The organism is Gallaecimonas sp. GXIMD4217, assembly GCF_038087665.1.
Classification (GTDB): domain Bacteria; phylum Pseudomonadota; class Gammaproteobacteria; order Enterobacterales; family Gallaecimonadaceae; genus Gallaecimonas.
Genome location: NZ_CP149925.1, coordinates 1883997 through 1905290 on the forward strand (window position 1 = coordinate 1883997; position 21294 = coordinate 1905290).

The 21294-nt window shown below is 65.0% G+C and carries 17 protein-coding genes and 3 tRNA genes; 12 read left to right on the forward strand and 8 right to left on the reverse strand.

Annotated features, from left to right (window positions below):
• Window positions 1-54 precede the first annotated feature (54 nt).
• A complete protein-coding gene (locus tag WDB71_RS09185) occupies window positions 55-1743 on the forward strand; it encodes an AMP-binding protein (protein ID WP_341501286.1) in 1689 nt (562 codons plus the stop codon).
• Between the two features lie 112 nt (window positions 1744-1855).
• On the opposite strand, the gene WDB71_RS09190 is transcribed toward WDB71_RS09185, so the two are convergent.
• The 3 genes from WDB71_RS09190 to WDB71_RS09200 all read right to left on the reverse strand — a co-directional run bounded on the left by WDB71_RS09190 (window position 1856) and on the right by WDB71_RS09200 (window position 2264).
• Window positions 1856-1932, reverse strand: a tRNA-Met gene (locus tag WDB71_RS09190).
• An 88-nt stretch (window positions 1933-2020) separates the two neighbouring features.
• Window positions 2021-2097: transfer RNA gene (locus WDB71_RS09195), tRNA-Met, on the reverse strand.
• Between the two features lie 90 nt (window positions 2098-2187).
• Window positions 2188-2264: transfer RNA gene (locus tag WDB71_RS09200), tRNA-Met, on the reverse strand.
• A 131-nt stretch (window positions 2265-2395) separates the two neighbouring features.
• Here WDB71_RS09200 and WDB71_RS09205 point away from each other — a divergent pair.
• Window positions 2396-4747, forward strand: a complete 2352-nt coding sequence (locus tag WDB71_RS09205) for an EAL domain-containing protein (RefSeq protein WP_341501287.1) — start codon at window positions 2396-2398, stop codon at window positions 4745-4747.
• Here WDB71_RS09205 and WDB71_RS09210 read toward each other — a convergent pair.
• Window positions 4722-5900, reverse strand: a complete 1179-nt coding sequence (locus WDB71_RS09210; RefSeq protein ID WP_341501288.1) for a Bcr/CflA family multidrug efflux MFS transporter — start codon at window positions 5898-5900, stop codon at window positions 4722-4724. The two genes, WDB71_RS09205 and WDB71_RS09210, sit on opposite strands and share 26 nt — an antisense overlap.
• Before the next feature lie 142 nt (window positions 5901-6042).
• On the opposite strand from WDB71_RS09210, the gene WDB71_RS09215 reads away from it, so the two are divergent.
• Complete coding sequence (locus WDB71_RS09215; protein ID WP_341501289.1) at window positions 6043-6468, forward strand: GNAT family N-acetyltransferase; 426 nt, start codon at window positions 6043-6045, stop codon at window positions 6466-6468.
• On the opposite strand, the gene WDB71_RS09220 is transcribed toward WDB71_RS09215, so the two are convergent.
• Window positions 6449-6850 (reverse strand): MAPEG family protein, encoded by a 402-nt coding sequence (locus WDB71_RS09220; RefSeq protein WP_341501290.1) that lies wholly within the window; start codon window positions 6848-6850, stop codon window positions 6449-6451. The genes WDB71_RS09215 and WDB71_RS09220 overlap by 20 nt on opposite strands.
• Before the next feature lie 163 nt (window positions 6851-7013).
• On the opposite strand from WDB71_RS09220, the gene WDB71_RS09225 reads away from it, so the two are divergent.
• Together WDB71_RS09225 and WDB71_RS09230 are read left to right on the forward strand one after the other, a co-directional pair.
• Window positions 7014-7850, forward strand: coding sequence for a winged helix-turn-helix domain-containing protein (locus WDB71_RS09225; protein ID WP_341501291.1), 837 nt, complete (start codon window positions 7014-7016; stop codon window positions 7848-7850).
• Window positions 7851-8072: 222 nt separating this feature from the next.
• Window positions 8073-9740 carry a hypothetical protein gene (locus WDB71_RS09230; RefSeq protein WP_341501292.1) on the forward strand — a complete coding sequence of 556 codons (1668 nt, stop codon included), beginning with the start codon at window positions 8073-8075 and terminating at the stop codon, window positions 9738-9740.
• A gap of 97 nt (window positions 9741-9837) precedes the next feature.
• Here WDB71_RS09230 and WDB71_RS09235 read toward each other — a convergent pair whose 3' ends face one another.
• On the reverse strand, window positions 9838-10659 hold the full coding sequence (locus WDB71_RS09235) for a hypothetical protein (protein ID WP_341501293.1): 822 nt from the start codon (window positions 10657-10659) through the stop codon (window positions 9838-9840).
• Window positions 10660-10848: 189 nt separating this feature from the next.
• On the opposite strand from WDB71_RS09235, the gene WDB71_RS09240 reads away from it, so the two are divergent.
• The 5 genes from WDB71_RS09240 to WDB71_RS09260 all read left to right on the forward strand — a co-directional run bounded on the left by WDB71_RS09240 (window position 10849) and on the right by WDB71_RS09260 (window position 16918).
• Entirely contained in the window at window positions 10849-12387 is a 1539-nt protein-coding gene (locus WDB71_RS09240; RefSeq protein ID WP_341501294.1) for a bifunctional GNAT family N-acetyltransferase/carbon-nitrogen hydrolase family protein, read from the forward strand.
• A 68-nt stretch (window positions 12388-12455) separates the two neighbouring features.
• On the forward strand, window positions 12456-14396 hold the full coding sequence (locus WDB71_RS09245; RefSeq protein ID WP_341501295.1) for an exoribonuclease II: 1941 nt from the start codon (window positions 12456-12458) through the stop codon (window positions 14394-14396).
• Window positions 14397-14523: 127 nt separating this feature from the next.
• Window positions 14524-14949, forward strand: a complete 426-nt coding sequence (locus WDB71_RS09250) for a CBS domain-containing protein (RefSeq protein WP_341501296.1) — start codon at window positions 14524-14526, stop codon at window positions 14947-14949.
• 49 nt (window positions 14950-14998) lie between these two features.
• Complete coding sequence (locus WDB71_RS09255) at window positions 14999-15946, forward strand: serine hydrolase domain-containing protein (RefSeq protein ID WP_341501297.1); 948 nt, start codon at window positions 14999-15001, stop codon at window positions 15944-15946.
• Window positions 15947-15973: 27 nt separating this feature from the next.
• Complete coding sequence (locus tag WDB71_RS09260; RefSeq protein WP_341501298.1) at window positions 15974-16918, forward strand: aminoglycoside phosphotransferase family protein; 945 nt, start codon at window positions 15974-15976, stop codon at window positions 16916-16918.
• 11 nt (window positions 16919-16929) lie between these two features.
• Here WDB71_RS09260 and WDB71_RS09265 read toward each other — a convergent pair whose 3' ends face one another.
• Window positions 16930-17406 carry a histidine phosphatase family protein gene (locus tag WDB71_RS09265; protein ID WP_341501299.1) on the reverse strand — a complete coding sequence of 159 codons (477 nt, stop codon included), beginning with the start codon at window positions 17404-17406 and terminating at the stop codon, window positions 16930-16932.
• Between the two features lie 81 nt (window positions 17407-17487).
• On the opposite strand from WDB71_RS09265, the gene rimO reads away from it, so the two are divergent.
• Together rimO and WDB71_RS09275 are read left to right on the forward strand one after the other, a co-directional pair.
• The gene (gene rimO, locus WDB71_RS09270) at window positions 17488-18804 is read left to right on the forward strand and encodes a 30S ribosomal protein S12 methylthiotransferase RimO (RefSeq protein WP_341501300.1); all 1317 of its coding nucleotides are present in this window, start codon (window positions 17488-17490) and stop codon (window positions 18802-18804) included.
• Window positions 18805-18952: 148 nt separating this feature from the next.
• Window positions 18953-20788, forward strand: a complete 1836-nt coding sequence (locus WDB71_RS09275; RefSeq protein WP_341501301.1) for a tetratricopeptide repeat-containing diguanylate cyclase — start codon at window positions 18953-18955, stop codon at window positions 20786-20788.
• On the opposite strand, the gene WDB71_RS09280 is transcribed toward WDB71_RS09275, so the two are convergent.
• Window positions 20773-21240, reverse strand: coding sequence for an SCP2 sterol-binding domain-containing protein (locus tag WDB71_RS09280; protein WP_341501302.1), 468 nt, complete (start codon window positions 21238-21240; stop codon window positions 20773-20775). The genes WDB71_RS09275 and WDB71_RS09280 overlap by 16 nt on opposite strands.
• Window positions 21241-21294: the final 54 nt, after the last annotated feature.

A 21294-nucleotide genomic window follows, 5' to 3' on the forward strand; every position in this document is an offset into this window, starting at 1 on the left:
ACGCCGCCATGGCCGGGCCGTGCTACAAGATCCCCAGGACAAGCAGGAGGCCCCATGGCACTGAAGGAAAGTCACTTCACCGGACCCAACAAGGAAACACTCTGGCACAAGACCATAGGCCAGCGCTTTGATGAGGTGGTGGCGGCGCAGCCGGATCACCTGGCCCTGGTGGTCCGCCACCAGGATATTCGCTGGAGCTACAGCGACTATCGCCAGCAGGTGGATCGCCTGGCCATGGGCCTGCTGGCGCTGGGCATAGAGCCCGGAGACCGGGTCGGGATCTGGGCCCCCAACTGCGTGCAGTGGTGCCTGGTACAGTTCGCCACCGCCAAGATTGGCGCCATCATGGTCTGCATCAACCCCAGCTACCGCAGCTTCGAACTGGACTTCGCCCTCAACAAGGTGCAGTGCAAGGCGCTGGTGACGGCCCGGGGCTTCAAGGGCAGCGACTACCTGGCCATGCTGGCCGAGCTGGCGCCGGAGCTGGCCCAATGCCGGCCAGGTGAGCTTCGGGCCCATGCCCTGCCCCATCTGCGCCATGTGATCGCCCTGGGCGATGAAGCCGTGGCCGGTTGCTGGCGCTTCGACGACATCCTCAGCGACAGCGACGAACTGCGCCAGCGCCTGACGCTCAGGGGGCGGCAGCTGAACCCGGACAGCCCCATCAACATCCAGTTCACCAGCGGCACCACCGGCAGCCCCAAAGGGGCGACCCTGACCCACAACAACATCCTCAACAACGCCAGGTTGGTGGGCGACGGCATGCACTTCGGCCCCAGCGACCGACTGTGCATCCCGGTGCCCCTCTACCACTGCTTCGGCATGGTGCTGGGCAACCTGCTCTGCGTGGCCCACGGCGCCACGGCGGTGTTCCCGGCCGAGAGCTTCGATCCCGTCTCCACCCTGGAGGCGGTACAGGAAGAAGGCTGCACCGCCCTGCACGGGGTGCCGACCATGTTCATCGCCGAGCTGGAATGCCCCCAGTTCGAGCGTTTCGATCTCAGTACCCTGCGCACCGGCATCATGGCCGGCTCCCCCTGCCCGGTGGAGGTGATGCACAAGGTGATGGCACGCATGCACATGCAGGAGGTGCTGATCGCCTATGGCCAGACCGAGGCCAGCCCCATCAACCACATGACCCTGGCCGACGATCCCCTGGACAAGCGCATCGGCACCGTCGGCAAGGCCGGCGAGCAGGTGGAGGTGAAGATAGTGGATCCCCTGGGCCAGACCCTGCCCATAGGCGAGCAGGGCGAGATCTGCAGCCGCGGTTACAACATCATGCACGGCTACTGGGGCGACGAGGCCCGCACCCGCGAGGCCATAGACGAGGCAGGCTGGCTGCACTCCGGCGACCTCGGCATCATGGACGAGGACGGCTATGTGCAGGTGGTGGGCCGGATCAAGGACATGATCATCCGCGGCGGCGAGAACATCTATCCCCGCGAGGTGGAGGAATTCTTCTACAGCCATCCCAAGATCCAGGACGTACAGGTGTTCGGGGTGCCGGACGAGAAATACGGCGAACAGGTCTGCGCCTGGATCCGCCTCAAGGAGGGCCAACAGGCCAGCGAAGAGGAGCTCCGCACCTTTGCCAGGGAGCGCATCACCCACTTCAAGATCCCCAGGTACATCCGCTTCGTGGAGCAGTACCCCATGACGGTCACCGGCAAGATCCAGAAGTTCAGGATGCGCGAGGCCATGACCCAGGAGCTGGCCGAGCCGGCCCGCGCCGGCCACTAACGAAAAACCCCGGCCACAAGGCCGGGGTTCTTGATGGGTTGCAGGGCCGCATCTGACGGGCCGGCCCAGGGAAAAGAAAAAAGCCCCGAGATTGCTCTCAGGGCTTTTGATTTGGTTGCGGGGGCCGGATTTGAACCGACGACCTTCGGGTTATGAGCCCGACGAGCTACCAGGCTGCTCCACCCCGCGTCAGTTTGGGTGTTCCGCCGTTCTTAACGGCGCAGGCCCGCCTGAGGCCTGTTTGTCTTGCCTGCTCTTGGAGCCGGAAAGACCAAGTTGGTTGCGGGGGCCGGATTTGAACCGACGACCTTCGGGTTATGAGCCCGACGAGCTACCAGGCTGCTCCACCCCGCGTCAATTTGGGTGTTCCGCCGTTCTGGACGGCGCAGGCCCGCCTGAGGCCTGTTTGCTTTCCTCGCTCTATTGGAGCCAGAAAAACCAAGTTGGTTGCGGGGGCCGGATTTGAACCGACGACCTTCGGGTTATGAGCCCGACGAGCTACCAGGCTGCTCCACCCCGCGTCAGAGGTGGCACATAATACCCTTCTTCCCGGGCATTGCAAGCCCGCCCGGTTCGTTTGTCGAAATATCGGGCAACCTGGTCAAACATCCATCTGATACAATTCAAATATCAAACAGTTAGGGAAAACACCTTGCCGCTGCAGCAGTCCCACCATGGGATCCTGGTCGCCATTTCCGTGCTGATCGCCACCCTGGCCGCCTATACCAGCCTGGTGCTGGTCAACCGTGCCCACCAGACGCCCGACGGCCGGGACCAATGGCTGTTGTTCGCCGCCGCCATCTTCGGCACCGGGGTCTGGTCCATGCACTTCACGGCCATGCTGGCCCTGCGCCTCAAGATCCCCTTCGCTTTCGAGCCGCTGATCACCGCCGCCTCCTGGATCATGGCCTGCTCCTTCAGCGCCCTGGCCCTGTCGCTCAAGGAATGGCTGAACACGCCGCTACGCCTGCCCCTGGCCGGGACCTTGATGGGCATGGGCATTGCCGGCATGCATTACACCGGCATGGCCGCCATGGTGGTCCAGGCCGAGATCCGCTACGCCGGCTGGTCGGTACTGGCCGCCTGCCTGGTGGGGATAGTCGCCTCCCTGCTGGCGCTAAGGGCCACCGAAATGGCCCCTATCGGCAGCCGGCGCATCCGCCTGCTGGCGGCGCTGCTGGGAGGCCTGGCCGTGTCGGGGCTGCACTTCGTGGCCATGGCCGGTACCGGCTTTCACTTCGATGAGGCCCTGCCGGCGAGCGGCGGCAGGCTGTCCCTGCCCCTGCTCGCCACCCTGGTGATCCTGGCCACCCTGCTGCTGATGGCCACGGCCTGGGTGCTGAGCACCCTGGCCGAACGGGCCCAGCAGCACCGCCATCTCTACGCCAGCCTGTCGGAAATCGAACTGCACCGGCGCCTGCTGCGGCGCCAGGTGGAAGGACTGGAGATCTGGCTCAACGACGACGGTCGGCTGGAGCATGTCAGCGGTGATAGCCAGGCCATACTGGGCGAGCGGCGCCTGGACGAACACGACCCCTGGCGCTTCCTGGATCCCCCTTCACGGTTGCTGCTCCAGCAGATCTGGCAGCAGCTGAGGCAGCAGCATCAGCTCACCCTGTGCCTGATCCTCACCAAGGCCGGCGGCGACACACTGAAGCTGGGCCTGGACGCCAGCCTCAGCCCGGCCACGGGCAGCGGCCTGCTGCTGCTAAGACGCATCCAGGACAGGGAAACCCACCTGCGCGACAGCGAAACCGGCCTGTCCAGCCGCCAGTACCTGGAAGATCAGCAGGCCTGCCCCGCCGCCCTGACCCTGGTGGTGATCCAGGTGCCGCTGTTCAACTCCCTGGTGCACCTGGGCAGCACCGACAGTTACCACCAGGCCCTGAGTCTCTGGGTGAGCCGCCTGCGCCAGACCTTCCAGGGTTCCAGGCCCGCCTACCTGGCCAGGCTGGACACCGATGCCTTCCTGGTGGCCATAGAAGACGAGGACAGGCAGTGGCAGCCCAGCGACGGCTGGGCGGTCAGGGCCTTGCTGGCCGCGCCCCTGACGGTGGGCCCGGAGTCCTGGCACCTGAACCTGGCCATGGGCATCACCTGGGTGGCCAAGGGCAGCAGCGGCAAGCTCATGGTGCAATCGGCCCTGGCCGCGCTGCGGGGGGCCCAGCAGCAGCTGGACAGGATGCTGTTCGTGGACAAGGCCGACACCCCGGTGCTGGCCGAGCGGCTGCAGCTGGAACAGGAGCTGCACCTGGCCCAGGTCGCCAGCGACTTCCGCCTGCTGTTCCAGCCCAAGATGCACCTGGACAGCGGCCAGGTGACCAGCCTGGAGGTGCTGCTGCGCTGGCATCACAAGGACAGGGGCATGGTGGCCCCCAACGAGTTCATCCCGCTGCTGGAACACACCGGCCTCATCCACCATGTGGGGGACTGGGTGCTGGACAGGGCCCTGGCCCAGCTGGGCCAATGGCGCCAGCACCCGAGGCTGCAGCGCCTGGATCTGGCGGTGAACATCTCGGCGCTGCAGCTGCAGAACGACAGCTTCGTCTCCAACCTGGAGAAGAGCCGCCACCATCACGGCGTCGAGGCCCACAAGCTGATCCTGGAGGTCACCGAAACCGTGGCCATGGCCCAGCCCCAGGTCGCCCAGCACCAGATGGACAAGCTGCGCCGGCTGGGCTACCAGCTGTCCATCGACGACTTCGGCACCGGCTATTCGTCCCTGGCCTACCTGCGCGACTTCCCGCTGCACGAGCTGAAGATAGACAGGACCTTCGTACAACAGCTGGATACGGAGGAAGGCCGGCAACTGGTCAAGATCATGGGCATGATTGGCCAGACCCTGGGCTACCGCACCGTGGCCGAGGGAGTGGAAAGCCAGGCACAACTGACCCTGCTACGCACCCTCGGCATCGACCTGGCCCAGGGCTACCTTATTGCCAGGCCCATGGCCATCCAGGAGCTGACCGACTGGCTGCTCAGCCGCGCCGGTAACTCAGGCTGAGGAAGATCACCAGTCCAAGCACCGCCGACAACACCATGGTCACCACCATGGGCAGGGCCGAATCGGCGCTGTGGGCGGCGGCCACCCCCAGCCCGACCAGGGCACCGAAGCCAAAGCGGGAGCTGCCGGCCAGGGAGGAGGCGGTGCCGGCCATGTCCGGGACCTTCTGCAGCAGCAGGGCCATGGCATTGGAGCCCACCATGGACAGGCAGCCGATATAGCCGGCCACGCCGGCCACCAGCGCCGCAAAGGGCCACTGCCAGTACACGGCCAGGAAGGCCAGCCCCCCCATCAGGCTCTGCAGCACCAGGGCCAGCAGCAACAGTCGCTGGGCGCCCCAGCGGTGCACCAGGCGGCCGTTACCGTAGGTCAGCACCATCAGCACCACCACGTTGAGGCCGAAGTAGTAGCCGAACTGGGCCTCGGAAACGCCATAGAGTTCGATATAGACAAAGGATCCCGAGGTCAAGAAGGCCATCAGGCCACTGAAGGAAAAGGCCGCACAGAGGATCAGGCCCAGGGCCCTGGGGTTGGCCAGCAGCAGGCCAAAATCCTTGAGGGTTTGGCCCAGGGCCAGGGGCCGCCGCACCTTGAGGGTTTCCGGGATCCGCCACCACACCAGGGCCACGGCGGCCAGGGCCGCCAGGGCCAGCAGCCAGAAGATGCCCTGCCAGGGCGCCACCAGCAGCACATAGCCGCCGATCAGCGGCGCCAGCAGCGGTGCCAGGGTGATCACCAGGGTGATGGTGGACAGCAGCCGGGACAGCTCGTTGGGATCGTCGATAAGGTCGCGCAGCAGCGCGTAGATCACCACAGAGGAGGCCGCCCCCATCATGCCCTGGAGGACACGGATCAGCTGCAGCATCTGGATGTCACTGGCCAGGGCGCAGGCCACCGACAGCACAGTGAACAACAGGGTGCCGCCCAGGATCACCGGCCGCCGGCCTATGGCGTCCGCCACCGGCCCCAGCAGCAGCTGGCCCAGGGCGAAGCCCCCCACATAGGCGGATACGGTGGCCTGGACCTGGCTGGGATCCACCCCCAGATCCCGGGCGATGCCGGGCAGGCTCGGCAGATACATGTCGATGGCCAGGGGGGTCAGCATGGCGACCAGGCCCAGGGTCAGGAGCAGGGAAAAAGGCGTCTTGGTCACGCCGCCTCCTGTGAAAAGCGCTTACGGTCACACAGTGTGACACAGCGGAACAAAAAGCGTCAGGGGTCAGGCGCTTAGCGGCGCTATTTTCACGCCGTAGCGCCATGCTAGGCTGTGCCCCCTTGGCAAGCGGGAGAACAACATGACGGACATCCGTATCATCCAGGCCGATCTGGCCCTGGCTGGCGCGGTGGAAGCGGCCCTGCCGGAATTCGCCCGCAAGCGCACCGTCGACCAGTACCTGGCCCGTTTCCAGGGCCGGCCCCATCTGTGCCTGGTGGCACTGGTGGATGGCCGGGCCGCGGCCTACAAGCTCGGCTACCGGCTGGACGAGGGCGTTTTCTATTCCTGGCTCGGCGGGGTGCTGCCACCCTGGCGCCGGCTTGGGCTGGCGCAAAGGCTGCTGGATGCCCAGGAAAGCTGGGCAAGGCGCCACGGCTACCAGCGTATCGAGGTCAAGTCCACCCCGGAATTCCCCACCATGCTGGCCTTCCTGGCCAAGAACGGCTACCGGTCCCAGGGCGGCCCTGGCCGCAAGCTGCTATTCGTCAAGCCGCTAGCCAGATAAGGCGCAGCCACAGCGCCAGCAGCACCAGGTTGGACAGCAGGAAGATCCCGAGCCGATGCCCCACGTGGTTGTAGGTCAAATGAATGGCGCTGTGGACGGCCCGCAGCGCCACGTAGCCCCAGGCCAGAGCCAGGGCAACCGGCTCCGAGCCCTCGCCCAGGGCCAGGAAGGCCACCACGGCGGTGTAGAACAGCACCGGCATCTCGAACAGGTTGCGGTAGTTGTTGCCGGCCTGCACCACCTTGTCCGGCATGTCACCATCCATCAGCTTGTACTGGCGCAGCCTGACCTCGCCGCTGCGGGCGGCCTTGATGCGCCGGATCAGCATCAGCACGGCCACCGCCGTGGTCAGCAGCAGCAGCGCAAAAGCACTATGGAGCATGTTCACCTCTGGCTTTATTCCATTTCCACCCCAGCCTACACCAAAACCACCACGGCTCATGAAAAACACGTTGTTTTTCAACGCTTATCCACCTTTGCTAAATGCCGCCACATGGTGAATGATAAGGAGGCCAGTGTAGCCAAGGAGCCCGGCCGCAGCCGCCATGCGATACCATTTCAACAATTTCACCCTGGATTGCGAGCAGCTCAGCCTGACCTTGGCTGACCACTGCCTGACCCTGGACGCCCGCATGGCGCGGCTGCTGACGCTGCTGATCGAGGCCTATCCCGACCACCTCGGCCAGCGCCAGCTCCTGGAGCAGATCTGGCCGGACACCGTGGTGTCGAACTGGTCCATTTCCAGGCTGGTGTCCGATACCCGCAAGCTCTTTCAGGAACACGGCATTGATGAGCCGGTGATCCAGACCCTGCACGGCCGGGGTTATCGCCTGGCCCCCGAGCTCAGGGCGCAGCTCAAGGCCAGCCCCGGCGAGGCCACCCCCGATGTTGGCCACAACAGGCGCCCGTACCGGCTGCTGGCCGCAGCCGCCCTGCTTGCCGTCCTGGCCGGGTCGGCATATCAATGGGCGACCAAGGGTAAGGACGCTTCGCAGCTGGTCATCGGCGAGGCCGGGGATACCAAAGGCCGGATCCTCTGGGTGGACGACCACCCACAGAACAACGGCCAGGAAAGGCAGTTCCTGGCGCAGCGCCGCATCGCCGTCTACACCACCGCCAGTACCGAGGAGGCCCTGATCTTGCTGTCCATGTACAGCTACGACGCCGTGATCTCGGACATGGGCAGGAACGGGGACAACCTGGCCGGTCTCAAGCTGCTCAAGACCATGCGCGCCCGGGGCGACGACACGCCCTTCTTCCTCTACACCATACTGCCGTCATCCGCCCAGACCCAGCTGGTGGCAAGCCATGGCGGCCAGGGGGTCGCGGTAAAATCCCAGGCCCTCTATGAGCAGCTGCTGCCGTTGTTCCAGGAGCAATAACGGCGTCGCCAACCTTCTTGCCCGGCGCATGTAAACCTTTGTTTTTTATAGATTCAAAAACTTTCAAAAGGTTTCACTGCCCCCCTTTCTCCATCCCAAGTAAATCTGGAATTACGCCCTGGCCGGGCGTACCCAGAACAGTCCCGATGGACGGGGCGATGCCAGTCCCTGGAACCGCCTTAAGGCACCGGACATGGAACTTGACCGCAGATGGAGACGCAGATGAAAAAGTCCCTTTTGGCCACCCTGGTGGCCCTGAACCTGGCCGCCTGCGGCGGCAGCAGCGACAGCACCCCGGATAACACCACCACCCCGCCGCCACCGCCGCCGGCCGAAACCGCCCTGACCGGCTTCTTCGTCGACAGCCCGGTGGCCGGCATCGACTACAGCACCGAGACCCATAGCGGCGTCACCAGCCCGGAAGGGGCCTACGACTACGAGGAAGGGGAAACCGTCACCTTTTCCATTGGCGATCTGATCTTCCCGGCCGTCGCCGCCAGTGGCATGGTGACGCCGGCGGACATCGCCGCCGGAGACGAAACCACCCAGACCAATATCCTGCAGATCCTGCAATCCCTGGATGCCGATGGCGATCCGAGCAACGGCATCAGCCTGATCGACGGCGCCGCCGACGCCTTTGCAGGCACCAGCCTCGATATCACCTCCAGCGACTTCGACAGCCAGGTCACCGAGGTGCTGAGCACCCTAGGCGACGGCATCGACCTGGTCAGCGAAGAGCAGGCCCAGGCCCACTTCCAGCAGTCCCTGCGCCAGCAGCTCCAGGGCGCCTGGCTGCTCAGCGAAGGGGACGGCATGCGCAACGTGCTGACCTTCATCGACGATGAGCATTACATCATCATCCACGAGCACAGCGACGAGCCCGGCACCGAGGGCAGCCAGGCCGCCGGCTCGGTGGAATTCGGCAACTACGACTGGGATCCCGACACCGGCAACGTCGAACTGAGCCTGATCGGTGAATCCGACGGCTGGGGCGGCCTTTATGACGGCGGCCCGGCGGTGAATACCCTGGCCATCAGCGGCGACACCCTGACCCTCGGCTTCGTCGATGGCGAAGTCAATTTCACCCGCGTCAGCGACGCCGACAACCCCCTGATCGGCTCCTGGGCCGCCGACGACCAGGAAGACGACAACATACTGGTGCTGACCTTCCTGTCCGACAGCCAGTACGTCATCGCCCACAGCAACAGCCCCGACGCCTACCAAGGCCAAGAGGTGCAGCCCCTGGCCGGCGAGTTCGGCAGCTACAGCTACTCGGGCGGTGAACTCATGGTCCAGGGTGTCACCGTCGACACCGACGGCCCCGGCGGCCTGTTCGATGGCGAAGAAGGGCCGCTGCGGGCCGAGCTGGACTTGGAAAGCTGGGGTGAGATCGTCTTCTACGAGGACGGCGATGCCGACTTCGCCATGAGCCGGGTGGGTACCTTTGCCACCACCCTGGTGGACGACCCCAATGCCGGTGCCGAAGGCGAGCTGGGCACCATCACCACGGTGCGCCATTTCGGCGGCTTCCAGGATCTGCAGCTCGACGGCACCCTCTGGCAGATGGACGTGACCTTTGCCGCCGTCAACCAGGCCGAGTGCGCCGTCACCTTCGAGGACGGCAGCTGCGGCTCCACCTTCGAGGTACAGCTGCTGGCCGACGGCAGTGGCGTGATAGAGGACATCCATGAAGACAACCCCCTGCCCCTGGAGTGGCGACTGAGCACGGCCGGCACCATCGAGATCGACTTCAGCGACGGCGAACTGGGCCTGCACATGGTCATCGCCAAGCTGGCTTATGACGACGAACAGCACCATGTGCTGCTGGGGCTGTATTCCGATGAGGGCGAGGAAGACTCCCTCTGGCAGACCGTCATGCGGCCCCAGTGAGCAGGACTGCGGCCATGTTTGAGGCGCCGATGGGCGCCTCTTTTTTAAGCAAGCAAAAAGGCGCCAACCGGCGCCTTTTCTTCGCCACGCAAGGGATTCAGGGCTTGGCCAGGGAGGCCAGGCGCATCTCGAACATGTCGGGCACGGACACCCAGTTGGCCGCATCCTGGGCCCAGTAGTTGCCGCCTTCCTCGCCCTGGCGCAGCTCAAGGCTGGCCAGTACCTGGGTGGCAAAGGCGCTCTTCTTCCAGTGCGGGGTATGGAAATAAAGCACCGGCAGCTCGGCACGGGCCTTGAGACGCTCCACCAGCTCAATGCCTTGTGCCTCGGTGCCTTCACCGCCGACGATCAGCAGATCGGCCGCCGCCAGGCATTCATCCAGGCCCAGCAGTTCGCAGTCGGCCACGGCCAGATCGCCCATCTTGCCATTGAGCCAGCGAGCCACCCTGTCCTTGTGGCTGCCCAGATTGGCGGTGACCACCAGGGCGCCGGAGCGGGGCAAGGCGGCGCTCTGGCCCGTGACCAGCCAGCCGATCAGCTCCTTGAGGTTGTCATGGAAGGGCTCCAGCTCATAGGTGACAGGCACCGTGCCGAAGGCCAGGTAGCGGCGGCCGTCCTTGCTGCCGGCGGCGGCCAGGGGCTGGCCGGTCTTGCGGCCCACCAGCAGCGGGAAGCTGGCGTCACCGGCCGGCACCATGAACTGGCTGTAGCGGCCGGGGGCGTAGCGCAGCGGCGCGTTCAGCAGGTTCATGGCCAGCGCCTGCTGGCTGGGCTGCCACCTTTCCTTTATCAGCTCGCTCCCCTTGTCGGCCTTGGCCTTGGGAGTCGTTTCCAGCACGGTCTGGTCGGGCGCCTTCACCGGGGCCCGGGCATGGGGATTGGAGTCACAGCCCCATAACGCCATTAGCGTGGTAACCACGAGCGATGCACGTATCGTTTTTTTCATTTGGCTGCTCTCCAATACCTCTTGCACGGTGGCTACATTAGCGCCCCGTTCACAAGGCCTGAATATCATTTCAACAAAAATACCCGCCGCAAATGCCAAGGCGGGTGTGACAAAGGCCACACCCTTGGTTAGGGTGAAGTTAAGCGAACAGGAGGATGCCCCATGGCCGGTGACGATCTGGTGCTGACGGTACGCAGTCTGGAACACGGCGATTACCCCGCCCTTCGGGCCCTGATGGAAAAGGTCTACCCGGATCTGGACGGTGCCTGGCCCCGCAAGACCATCGCCAACCTCATCGACAGCTTCCCCGACGGCCAGGTGGCCATAGAGGAGAGCGGCAAGCTGGTGGCAGCGGCCCTGACGGTGATGGTGGACTACAAGCGCTTTTCCAACCCCCACACCTATGACGACCTCATCTCCAAGCGCCTGACCATGCTCCACGACGACGAAGGGGACGCCCTCTACGGCCTGGACGTGTTCGTGCATCCGGATTATCGCGGCTACCGGCTGGGGCGGCGTCTCTACGAGGTGCGCAAGGAGCTGTGCCGCAGCCTCAACCTCAAGGCCATCCTGGCCGGCGGGCGCATCGTCAACTACCACCAGTACAAGGACCAGCTCAGCCCCAGCCAGTACATAGAGAAGGTGGACCGCAAGGAAATCTACGATCCCATTCTCACCTTCCAGCTCGCCAACGACTTCCAGGTCAAGCGCCTGCTGCGCCAGTACCTGCCCGAAGACGACAAGTCCCAGGGCTACGCCACCCTGCTGGAATGGAACAACATCCTCTACGAGCCCGCCGAGGATCTGCTGTCGCTGCGCAAGAGCCAGGTTCGCCTGGGCGCCGTGCAGTGGCAGATGCGCCTCTTTCATTCCGTGGAGGAGGTACTCAGCCAGATCGAGTACTTCGTGGATGCCCTCTCCGATTACCAGAGCGACTTCGCGGTGTTCCCGGAGTTCTTCAACGCGCCGCTGATGGGCCTGACCGACACCAGCCAGCCCCAGGAGGCCATCCGTTTTCTGGCCGGCTTCACCGAGCAGTTCAAGCACGAGCTGTCGCGCATGGCGGTGAGCTACAACATCAACATCATCACCGGCTCCATGCCGCTGCTGGAGAACGGCGAGCTGTTCAACATCGCCTATCTCTGCCACCGCAGCGGCAAGGTGGACGAGCAGCGCAAGATCCACATCACCCCCCACGAGCGCAGGGACTGGGTCATAGAGGGCGGCCACGAGCTGCGCACCTTCGACACCGACGCCGGCCGCATCGGCATCCTGATCTGCTACGATGTCGAGTTCCCGGAGCTGGGGCGTATCCTCTCCGACCAGGGCATGGACATCCTGTTCGTGCCCTTCTGGACGGACACCAAGAACGCCTACCTCAGGGTACGCAACTGCGCCAAGGCCAGGGCCATCGAGAACGAATGCTATGTGGTGATCACCGGCTCCGTGGGAAACCTGCCGGTGGTGGACAACCTGGACGTGCAGTATGCCCAGTCGGCGGTATTCAGCCCCTCGGACTTCGCCTTCCCCCACGACGCCGTCATGGCCGAAACCACCCCCAACACCGAGATGATCCTGTTCTCGGACGTGGACTTGGACCGGCTCAGGGTGATCAGGAGCGAAGGCTCGGTGCGCAACCTCAAGGACAGGCGCCGGGATCTCTACAGCGTCCACTGGCATGCCAAGGGGCCCAGGCCCTAGCCCGCCGCGCTTTCCTTCCCCCGGCCCCTTGCGTATAGTGGGGCCGTTTTTTCTACCACCAGAAGTCCATGTTCAAAGACAATCCGCTGTTGGCCCAGCTGAAGGCCGAGATCCGCGAAACCCTGACCATAGTGGAAGGGACCATCAAGTCCACGGACAAGAAGTTCGGTTTCCTGGAAGCCGAAGGCGGCGAAAGCTATTTCGTGCCCCCGCCCTTCATGCGCAACGTCATCCACGGCGACAAGATCAAGGCGGTGGTCCGCACCGTCAACGACAAGGAACAGGCCGAGCCGGAGAGCCTCATCGAGCCCTTCCTGACCCGCTTCGTGGGCCGCATTCGCGAGCGGGACGAAGGCCGCCTGGCGGTGGTGGCCGATCACCCCAAGATCAAGCAGGGCATCAGCTGCCGCGTCGCCCGCGGCAAGAAGTTCAAGCTGGCCCAGGGCGACTGGGTGGTGGCCGAACTCAAGCGCCACCCCCTCAAGGGCGACAAGGGCTTCTATGCGGAGGTCATAGAGCATGTGGCCGCCGCCGATGACCACTATGCCCCCTGGCATGTGACCCTGGCCCGCCACAACCTGCACAACCAGGCCCCAACCCTGGATGGCGAGCTGCACCTGGACGACGCCGGCCTGGCGCGCGCCGACCTCACCGCCCTGCCCCTGGTCACCATCGACAGCGCCTCCACCAAGGACATGGACGACGCCCTGCTGGCCGAGAAGACCGACGACGGCTTCAAGCTGACCGTGGCCATCGCCGATCCCACCGCCTATGTGCCGGCGGACTCCGAGCTGGACAAGGCCGCCGCCGCCCGCGCCTTCACCGTCTACCTGCCGGGGCGCAACGTCACCATGCTGCCGGAGAAGCTCTCCGACGAGCTGTGCTCGCTGATGCCGAACGAGCAGCGCCCGGCCCTGGTGGCCGAGCTGCACTTCGCCGCCGACGGCACCCCCAAGGGCGAGGCCAGCTTCCAGCTGGCCATGGTCGAGTCCAAGCACAAGCTGGCCTATAACGACCTGTCCGACTACCTGGAAGGCGTCGAGGGCGCCTGGCAGCCGGGCGATCAGGCCCTGGCCGAGCACATCCAGGTGCTCCATGAGTTGACCCAGGCCCGCGTCGACTGGCGCAGCAAGCACGCCCTAGTGTTCGGCGACCGCCCCGATTACCGCTTCGAGTTGAACGAGGCCGGCGAAGTGGTCACCGTCCATGTGGAGCCGCGCCGCATCGCCAACCGCATCGTCGAAGAAGCCATGATCGCCGCCAACATGGCCTGTGGCCAGTTCCTGCGCGAACACCTGGGCGCCGGCGTCTTCAACGTCCACCTGGGCTTCGAGGAAGAGAAGCTGGCCGACGCCGTGGCCCTGCTGGAAGAGCACGGCGCCCCCGTGGCGGCCGAGAACCTCAACACCCTGGGCGGCTTCTCCGAGCTGCGCCGCTGGCTGGAGGCCAACGACCAGGGTTACCTGGACAGCCGCCTGCGCCGCTACCAGGGCTACGCGGTGATGACCCACGAGCCCGGCCCCCACTTCGGCCTGGGCCTGGACGCCTACGCCACCTGGACCTCGCCGATCCGCAAGTATGGCGACATGGTCAACCATCGCCTGATCAAGGGCATCCTCAGCGGCAATCAGCATGCCCTGCCCCAGGGCGATCTGCTCGAGCACCTGTCGGATCTGCGCCGCCTCAACCGCCTGGCCGAGCGCGACGTGGGCGACTGGCTGTACGTGCGCTGGCTGGGCCAGCATGTGGATCAAGACCTGGCCTTCGACGCCGAGATCATCGACGTCAACCGCGGCGGCCTGAAGGTACGCCTGGTGGACAACGGCGCCGTGGCCTTCGTGCCGGCCAAGACCCTGCACGACACCAAGGATGAGCTGGACTGCAACTACGACACCGGCATCGTCTCCATCAAGGGCCAACCCAGTTACCGCCTGGCCGACACCGTCAAGGTCAAGCTGATCGAGGCGGTGGAGGAAACCCGCAACCTGGTGGCCAAGCCGGTGGCCTGACCGCCAGCCGTCACCTGAAAAAAGCCCGGCCCTGCGCCGGGCTTTTTGTTTTCATTGGGCTGCTCTGGATCAACCTCCAGGCTCATCTAAGCTGATCTCATAGGGTTTTCAGCAGCAAGTACCTCCGATGAGCAGCATCGTCGCCCACATCATGACCAGGGAGCTTCGCACCCTGCCGTCGACCGCCTCCCTCAAGGAGGCCCATGAGCTGATCAGGGACACCGGCATCCGCCATATCCCCATCATGGAGGACGGCCGCCTGCTGGGGGTACTGACCCAGAAGAAGCTGCTCGCCAAGGTGATGTCGCTGATGATGAGCCACCCCATCGACGAGCTGGACGCCCTGGAGGCCAAGATCCCGGTCACCGATCTGGTGGATTGCGACTGCCACAGGGTGGCGGAGAACGAACCCCTGGTGGAGGCCGTCGAGTTCTTCCTCAACAACAAGCACGGCTGCCTGCCGGTGGTGGACGAAGACGGCAAGCTGCAGGGCATGATCACCTCCTCGGATTTCGTGCGCCTGTGCGCCCACCTGCTCGACCATCGCCACTGACAGCCACATCTGCTAAGCTCAGCCATCTTTTTGAAAGATGGACCTTTTCATGCTGCGCCTGCTGCTTCTGCTGTGTCTTGCCTGGCCGGCCCTGGCCACCCCCTTGGACGAACTCTTTGCCGAAGAAGGCCCAAGGCCCTTCCGGGGCGAGCTGCTGATCAGCCGGGACGGCAAGGCCCTCCACCACCACAGTGCCGGTGTCGAACCGGGAAGCCGCTACCTGATCGGCTCGCTCAGCAAGCAGCTCACCGCCGCCCTGGTGCTGATGGCCGTGGACCAGGGCAAACTCAACCTGGACGCCCCCATAGGCCGCTACCTGCCGGCCCTTAGCCAGGACTGGCAGGCCAGGGTAAGGGTACGTCACCTGCTCAACCACAGCAGCGGCATCCTGGCCCAGGACAGGCCCCTGGCCACGGCACCGGGCGAGGCCTTTCGCTATTCCGATCTGGGTTACCAGTTGCTGGGCAGGATACTGGAGCGGGTACAGGGCCTATCCTTTGCCGAGCAGACCAAGGCCCTCTTTGCCCGTTGCGCCATGACAGGCGCCAGCCCGGATGGCCCCGTGCTGCCCGGCTTCGTGGAAGACGAGCAACACCGGCTGGCCGTGGCGGCCATGGATGGTCGCGCGCGGCAACTGGCCAGCGGCACCCTGGCCGCCACCGTGGCCGATCTGGTGGCCTGGAACCACTGCCTGCATGAAACGGACCTGCTCGGCAAGGCCAGCTATGAAGCCATGACCACCGCCTCGGCCACCCGGGACCACCGCTGGGGCAAGCTGGGCTACGGCTTCGGGGTGCAGCTGGGGGACGGCGAGATCAGCCACAGCGGCTATGTGCCCGGCTATATCGCCACCCTGCTCTATTATCCGGCCACCAGGACCAGCGTCGCCATATTGGAGAACGTCTCCTGGCACTGGGCGGACATGGGCCGGGTCTTCTACTTCCATGACCAAGTCAGGACGCGCCTGGCGGCACTGGGATCAGACGACCGTCAATGAGCCCCCAAACCGACAGGGAGTGACAGCTTGACCATCAAACAACAATGGCAAGACCCGGATTGGCTGATTGACGCAAGCCAGTGGATCGAGACCGAGCTTGAGAAGCGGCAGCTGTCGGCTACCGCGCCCCTTGAACGGGTTTCCGGCTGGGCCCTGGGGCACATTCTGAGGCAAGGAACCAGCCGGGGAGACTTTTACTTCAAGGCCACGGCGCGACTCCCCCTCTTTTCAAACGAAGCCAGCCTGTGTGCCACACTCCACGAACTCTTTCCCGGTGCAACGCCCGCCCCCCTGGCCATACGGGCCGACAGGCAGTGGCAGCTGACGGCCAGCTTTGGCCAGGCGCTGCCGGAAGACAGCGAGACGAGCGTTTGGGCCGACGCCTTTGCCGACTATGCCCGCCTGCAGAGCCGCTCTCCCCGCTACCTGGACAGGCTCCGGGCCAGCGGCTGCCTGGCCAGGCCCATCGAGGCCCTGCCGGCGCAACTGGCCGAGGCTTTTGACAACCCCGATATCACCGCCATGCTGCCCGCTGTGGTCCGGTCCAACACCGCCAAAACCCTCGACAAGGTCGCGACCGCCATCACCGCCCTGGGCCGCCATCCCCTGCCGGAAGCGCTGGTTCACGGCGATTTGCACATAGAGAATATCGCCAAGACCCAGGACGGTTTTGTCTTTTTCGACTGGAGCGATGCCTGCATCAGCCACCCCTTCATCGACGGTACCTACCTCTACCGCATGGCTGGGGGCCCAGAGAAGGAGCGCATCATAGACGGCTACCTGAGCGGTTGGACGCAACTGGCGGACAAGGCCGAGCTGCGCCAGTGCTGGGATACTGCCGAGATCCTCTGCTACGCCCACCAGGCCCTGTCCTATGGGTCCATGATGCTCAACATCCCCGAGCCGGGTCGGACGGACCTGAAAACGGCCTTTGAAAACGCCTTTATCCGCCTGAGCAACAAGGCCAGTTAGCCGGCCCTGGCCTACAGCTGCAGCATGTCCGGGGTGGCGTAATGGGCCAGCTTCACGTCGCTAAGGTTGTCCCAGCCCCCTTCCCAGACCAGCTGCGCCACGGCCAGGCTCGGCATGGGCTTGGCATGGCCGAGCCGGGCCAGCAGCGCCTCCAGGCCCGGGTTGTGGGCCACCACCGCCAGATGCTTGTGGGGATGCTTCCGGCAGCAGGCCAGGATGGTGTCGGCGTCGGCGCCGTACAGCTCGGGCAACAGCAGTATGGCGCTCTCGCCGAAGGCGCCGTCGTGGGCCAGCATCTGGGCGGTGCTGTAGGTGCGCACCGCGTCCGATACCAGCACATGGTCGGGCTGGGGCAGGGTCTTCAGCCAGCTGGCCACCAGGGTCACCTGGCGGTAGCCGCGCCCGCTCAGGGGCCGGAAGCGATCGCCCAGCTCCTCGTGGCGCCAGCTGGACTTGCCGTGGCGGATCAGGGTCAGTCGATGGGGCATGTCACCTTCTTCTGATGCAGTGGAGCCATCACTTGAGTAAAATAGCCCGCCTTTTGTCGTGCCAGTTTTTTCGAGGTGTTCATGAGCGTACCAACCATCGGTTTCGTCAGCCTGGGCTGTCCCAAGAACCTGGTGGATTCCGAGCGGATCCTCACCCAGCTCAGGGTCGAGGGCTACAACATCGTGCCCACCTATGACGACGCCGATCTGGTGATCGTGAACACCTGCGGCTTTATCGACAGCGCCGTCCAGGAGTCCCTGGACGCCATCGGCGAGGCCCTCAAGGAAAACGGCAAGGTCATCGTCACCGGCTGCCTGGGCGCCAAGGAAGACGAGATCCGCCAGATCCACCCCCATGTGCTGGGCATCACAGGTCCCCACGCCTACGAGGAAGTGCTCAAGCAAATCCACGACCACCTGCCCATGCCCAAGGAGCACAACCCCTTCGTCGATCTGGTGCCGCCCCAGGGCGTCAAGCTGACCCCCCGTCACTACGCCTACCTGAAGATCTCCGAAGGCTGCGACCACAAGTGCTCCTTCTGCATCATCCCCTCCATGCGCGGCCGCCTGGACTCCAGGCCCATAGGCCAGGTGATGGCGGAGGCGGAAAGGCTGGTCAATGCCGGCGTCAAGGAGCTGCTGGTGATCTCCCAGGACACCTCCGCCTACGGCACCGACCTCAAGCACCGCATGGACTTCTGGAATGGCCAGCCCCTCAAGACCGACCTCTACAACCTGGCCGACGCCCTGGGTTCCCTGGGCGCCTGGGTGCGGATGCACTATGTGTACCCCTACCCCAATGTCGAGAAGATCATCCCGCTGATGGCCGAGGGCAAGGTATTGCCCTACCTGGACATGCCGCTGCAGCACGCCAGCCCGCGCATCCTCAGGGACATGCGCCGCCCCGGCGCCATCGAGCGCCAGCTGGAGCGCATCCACAACTGGCGCAAGGACGTGCCGGATCTGACCCTGAGATCCACCTTCATCGTCGGCTTCCCCGGCGAGACCGAGGAAGACTTCGAGATGCTGCTCACCTTCCTCAAGGAAGCCCAGCTGGACAGGGTCGGCTGCTTCCCCTATTCGCCGGTGGACGGCGCCCGGGCCAACGAGCTGGCCAACCCTATCGACGAGGCGGTCAAGCAGGAACGCTTCGAGCGCTTCATGCAGACCCAGCAGGCCATCAGCGCCGCCAAGCTGCAGGCCAAGGTCGGCCGCACCCTGGAGGTGCTCATCGATGAGGTGGACGGCGAAGGCGCCGTCGGCCGCAGCCATGGCGACGCCCCCGAGATAGACGGCCTGGTCTACCTCAATGGCGAGCAGGGCGTGAAGCCGGGCGACATCGTCCAGGTGCGGATCGACAACGCCGACGAATACGACCTCTGGGGTCGCAAACTCTGAGCAGAAGGCGCCGCAAGGCGCCTTTTTTAGCGGCCCTCCCGGCACTGGCGGTCACTATGCGTGCAGATGCCCACCCTGATGTTGCGCGCTTGTATCAAAAGGTGACGAAATGTTTTATCCTTGGCGCCGATTTCCACGGGGCCCCCAGATGCGTCGATTCGTCTTGCCGTTGTTGTTGCTGTTCAGCCAGGCCGTCCTGGCCTTCCCCCATGGGGAAGTCAGGGACTGGCGGCAGCAGATGCTGGATGCCCCCGAACTCAGCCTGAACAAGGCCCAGGCGCTGCTGGCATCGCCGGACGACCGGCAACGGCTGCTGGCGCTGCTGGCCATGGCCGAGGCCCATGCCTGGCAGGGCCAGGGCCAGGCCGGCAAGGAAAAGGCCCTGGCCGGCCTTGAGCTGGCCAGCCGGCTGGGCGACAAGGGTTTCCAAGTCGCCTTTCACAACGCCCTGGCCCGCAGCGAGCGCATCCTCGGTCATTACCAGGAGGCCCTGGGCTGGACCAGCCGTTCTGAGTCCCTGCTCGAGGCCCTGGCCGATCCCCTGCTGGCCGCCGAGCACCAGGCCGAGATCGGCGAGACCCACCTCAACAGCAACCGCTATGGCCAGGCCCTGTCCGCCTTCGAACGGGCCTACGAACTGGTGCTGAGTTCAGGCGAAACCGACCACGACCTGGCCCCGGTGCTCAACTACCTGGCCCTGACCTATGACGCCCTGGCCCAGTATGACAAGGCCGCCGACTATTACCGTCAGGTCCTCAAGCTCTTGGGCGACGGCAGCCGCGCCGAGCGGGCCGTGGTGCTCTACAACCTGGCCATGGCGGAAAAGGAGCTCAAGCACAGGGACCAGGCCGAGGCCCTGCTGGAGGAGTCCCTGGCCCTGTCGCTGCTGACCCAGAACGAGGTGGGCGCCGCCTACGCCGAGGGACAGCTGGGCCTCTTTGCCCTGGATAGGGGCGATTTCGAGCAGGCCCGGCGCCGCCTTGACCAGGCCCTGGCCAGCTTCGAGCAGCAGGACAATCCGCACCAGAGCGCCAATGCCCTGCTGGGCCTGGCCGAGCTGGCCATCCAGGAAGGCCAGGCAGACCGGGCCCTGGCCCTGCTGGCCCGCAGCCAGCCCCTGGTGGCGCCCGTTGACAGCAAGGGCCTGCGTCGCCATTACCTGGAGGTACGGTTCAAGGCCGAGCGGGCCGCCGGCCATACCCAGGCCGCCCTGGACGCCATCGTCGCCCTCAGGGAGACAGAAAAGGCACTGCAGGAAGAGAGGCAGGCCATCACCAGCGAAGCCATGGCCATCCGCATGACCTCGCTGGAAAAGAGCCATGAGATCGAAAGGCTCAAGGGCCAGCAACTGCTGGCCGAGGAGAAGCAAAGCCATGAGCGGCGCTTCTTTCTGGTGGCCACCCTGGTGCTGCTGGCGCTGCTGTTCAATGCCTTCTTCTGGCTGCGCAAGGAAAGGGGCAACCGCAAGCTGCTGGGACTGATGGCCCACCAGGACGAACTCACCGGCCAGCCCAACCGCCGCGCCATCATGGCCGAGCTGAAGGCCAGGCTCGACAGGCAGCGGGGCCACCCCCTGGCGGTGGCCATGCTGGATCTGGACCACTTCAAGCAGATCAACGACCGCCATGGCCACGACGTGGGCGACCAGGCCCTCAAGCACTTCGCCAAGGTCACCGACTCCTGCCTGCGCCAGAAGGACAGCCTGGGCCGCCTCGGCGGCGAGGAATGGCTGCTGCTGTTGCCCTATACCGAGCTGGCCCGGGCCAGGGAGGTGGTGGAGCGCCTGCAGCAGGCCCTGAGGGAAAGCCCCCTGCGCCACCAGGACCAGGACATCCGCCTCCAGCTCAGCGCCGGCCTGACCCAGGCCGAGCCAGGTGAGACCATCTGCAGCCTGTTGAAGCGGGCCGACCAGGCCATGTACCAGGCCAAGGCCCAGGGCCGGGACCGCTTGTTCGTGCTGAGCGCCGCTCAGGCCAGCCGCTGAGCCACCGCCTGTAACGGGCCGCTGAGCAGCGGCGGCAGCGCCCCCAGATCCAGGCTGTCGATCAGGTTCTTGACCTGCAGCCCCAGCTCCGTATCCCCCTCTATGGCCAGCCGGCGCTGGAAGAACAGGGTATCCGGATCCACCTTGCGTGCCGCCACCAGCAGCAGCTCGGCGGAGTTGGCCCGGAACACCACGTCGGCCTGCCGGGCCGGCTGCCGCACCACCAGGCGCCCATCCAGCACGCTCAGGTGCCAGTGAATGCCCAGATCCGGCACCTGCAGCGCCAGGTGATGGCCCGCCAGGAAGTCCAGCTCGCCCTCTTCCAGGGCGTCACGGAAGATCTGCGCCAGCAGCGCCTCCATCACCTTTTGTTGCAGCAGGAAGGGGGTCAGCCTCAAGGGTACTCGGGCCAGCTTGGGGCCATAGTGGGCCAGCAGGTTGTCTTCGGCCACGGTGTCCTCGTCTCGTCATCATGCAATAGAGGCACATTAAATACCCTTTTAACG

Excerpts from the sequence above, each read along its gene's own strand:
- WDB71_RS09275 (WP_341501301.1), top strand. The coding sequence starts at position 18,953 with ATGCGTCGATTCGTCTTGCCGTTGTTGTTGCTGTTCAGCCAGGCCGTC.
- WDB71_RS09220 (WP_341501290.1), bottom strand. The coding sequence starts at position 6,850 with ATGCTCCATAGTGCTTTTGCGCTGCTGCTGCTGACCACGGCGGTGGCC.
- WDB71_RS09255 (WP_341501297.1), top strand. The coding sequence starts at position 14,999 with ATGCTGCGCCTGCTGCTTCTGCTGTGTCTTGCCTGGCCGGCCCTGGCC.
- WDB71_RS09230 (WP_341501292.1), top strand. The coding sequence starts at position 8,073 with ATGAAAAAGTCCCTTTTGGCCACCCTGGTGGCCCTGAACCTGGCCGCC.
- WDB71_RS09250 (WP_341501296.1), top strand. The coding sequence starts at position 14,524 with ATGAGCAGCATCGTCGCCCACATCATGACCAGGGAGCTTCGCACCCTG.
- WDB71_RS09240 (WP_341501294.1), top strand. The coding sequence starts at position 10,849 with ATGGCCGGTGACGATCTGGTGCTGACGGTACGCAGTCTGGAACACGGC.
- WDB71_RS09185 (WP_341501286.1), top strand. The coding sequence starts at position 55 with ATGGCACTGAAGGAAAGTCACTTCACCGGACCCAACAAGGAAACACTC.
- rimO (WP_341501300.1), top strand. The coding sequence starts at position 17,488 with ATGAGCGTACCAACCATCGGTTTCGTCAGCCTGGGCTGTCCCAAGAAC.
- WDB71_RS09245 (WP_341501295.1), top strand. The coding sequence starts at position 12,456 with ATGTTCAAAGACAATCCGCTGTTGGCCCAGCTGAAGGCCGAGATCCGC.
- WDB71_RS09265 (WP_341501299.1), bottom strand. The coding sequence starts at position 17,406 with ATGCCCCATCGACTGACCCTGATCCGCCACGGCAAGTCCAGCTGGCGC.
- WDB71_RS09215 (WP_341501289.1), top strand. The coding sequence starts at position 6,043 with ATGACGGACATCCGTATCATCCAGGCCGATCTGGCCCTGGCTGGCGCG.
- WDB71_RS09225 (WP_341501291.1), top strand. The coding sequence starts at position 7,014 with ATGCGATACCATTTCAACAATTTCACCCTGGATTGCGAGCAGCTCAGC.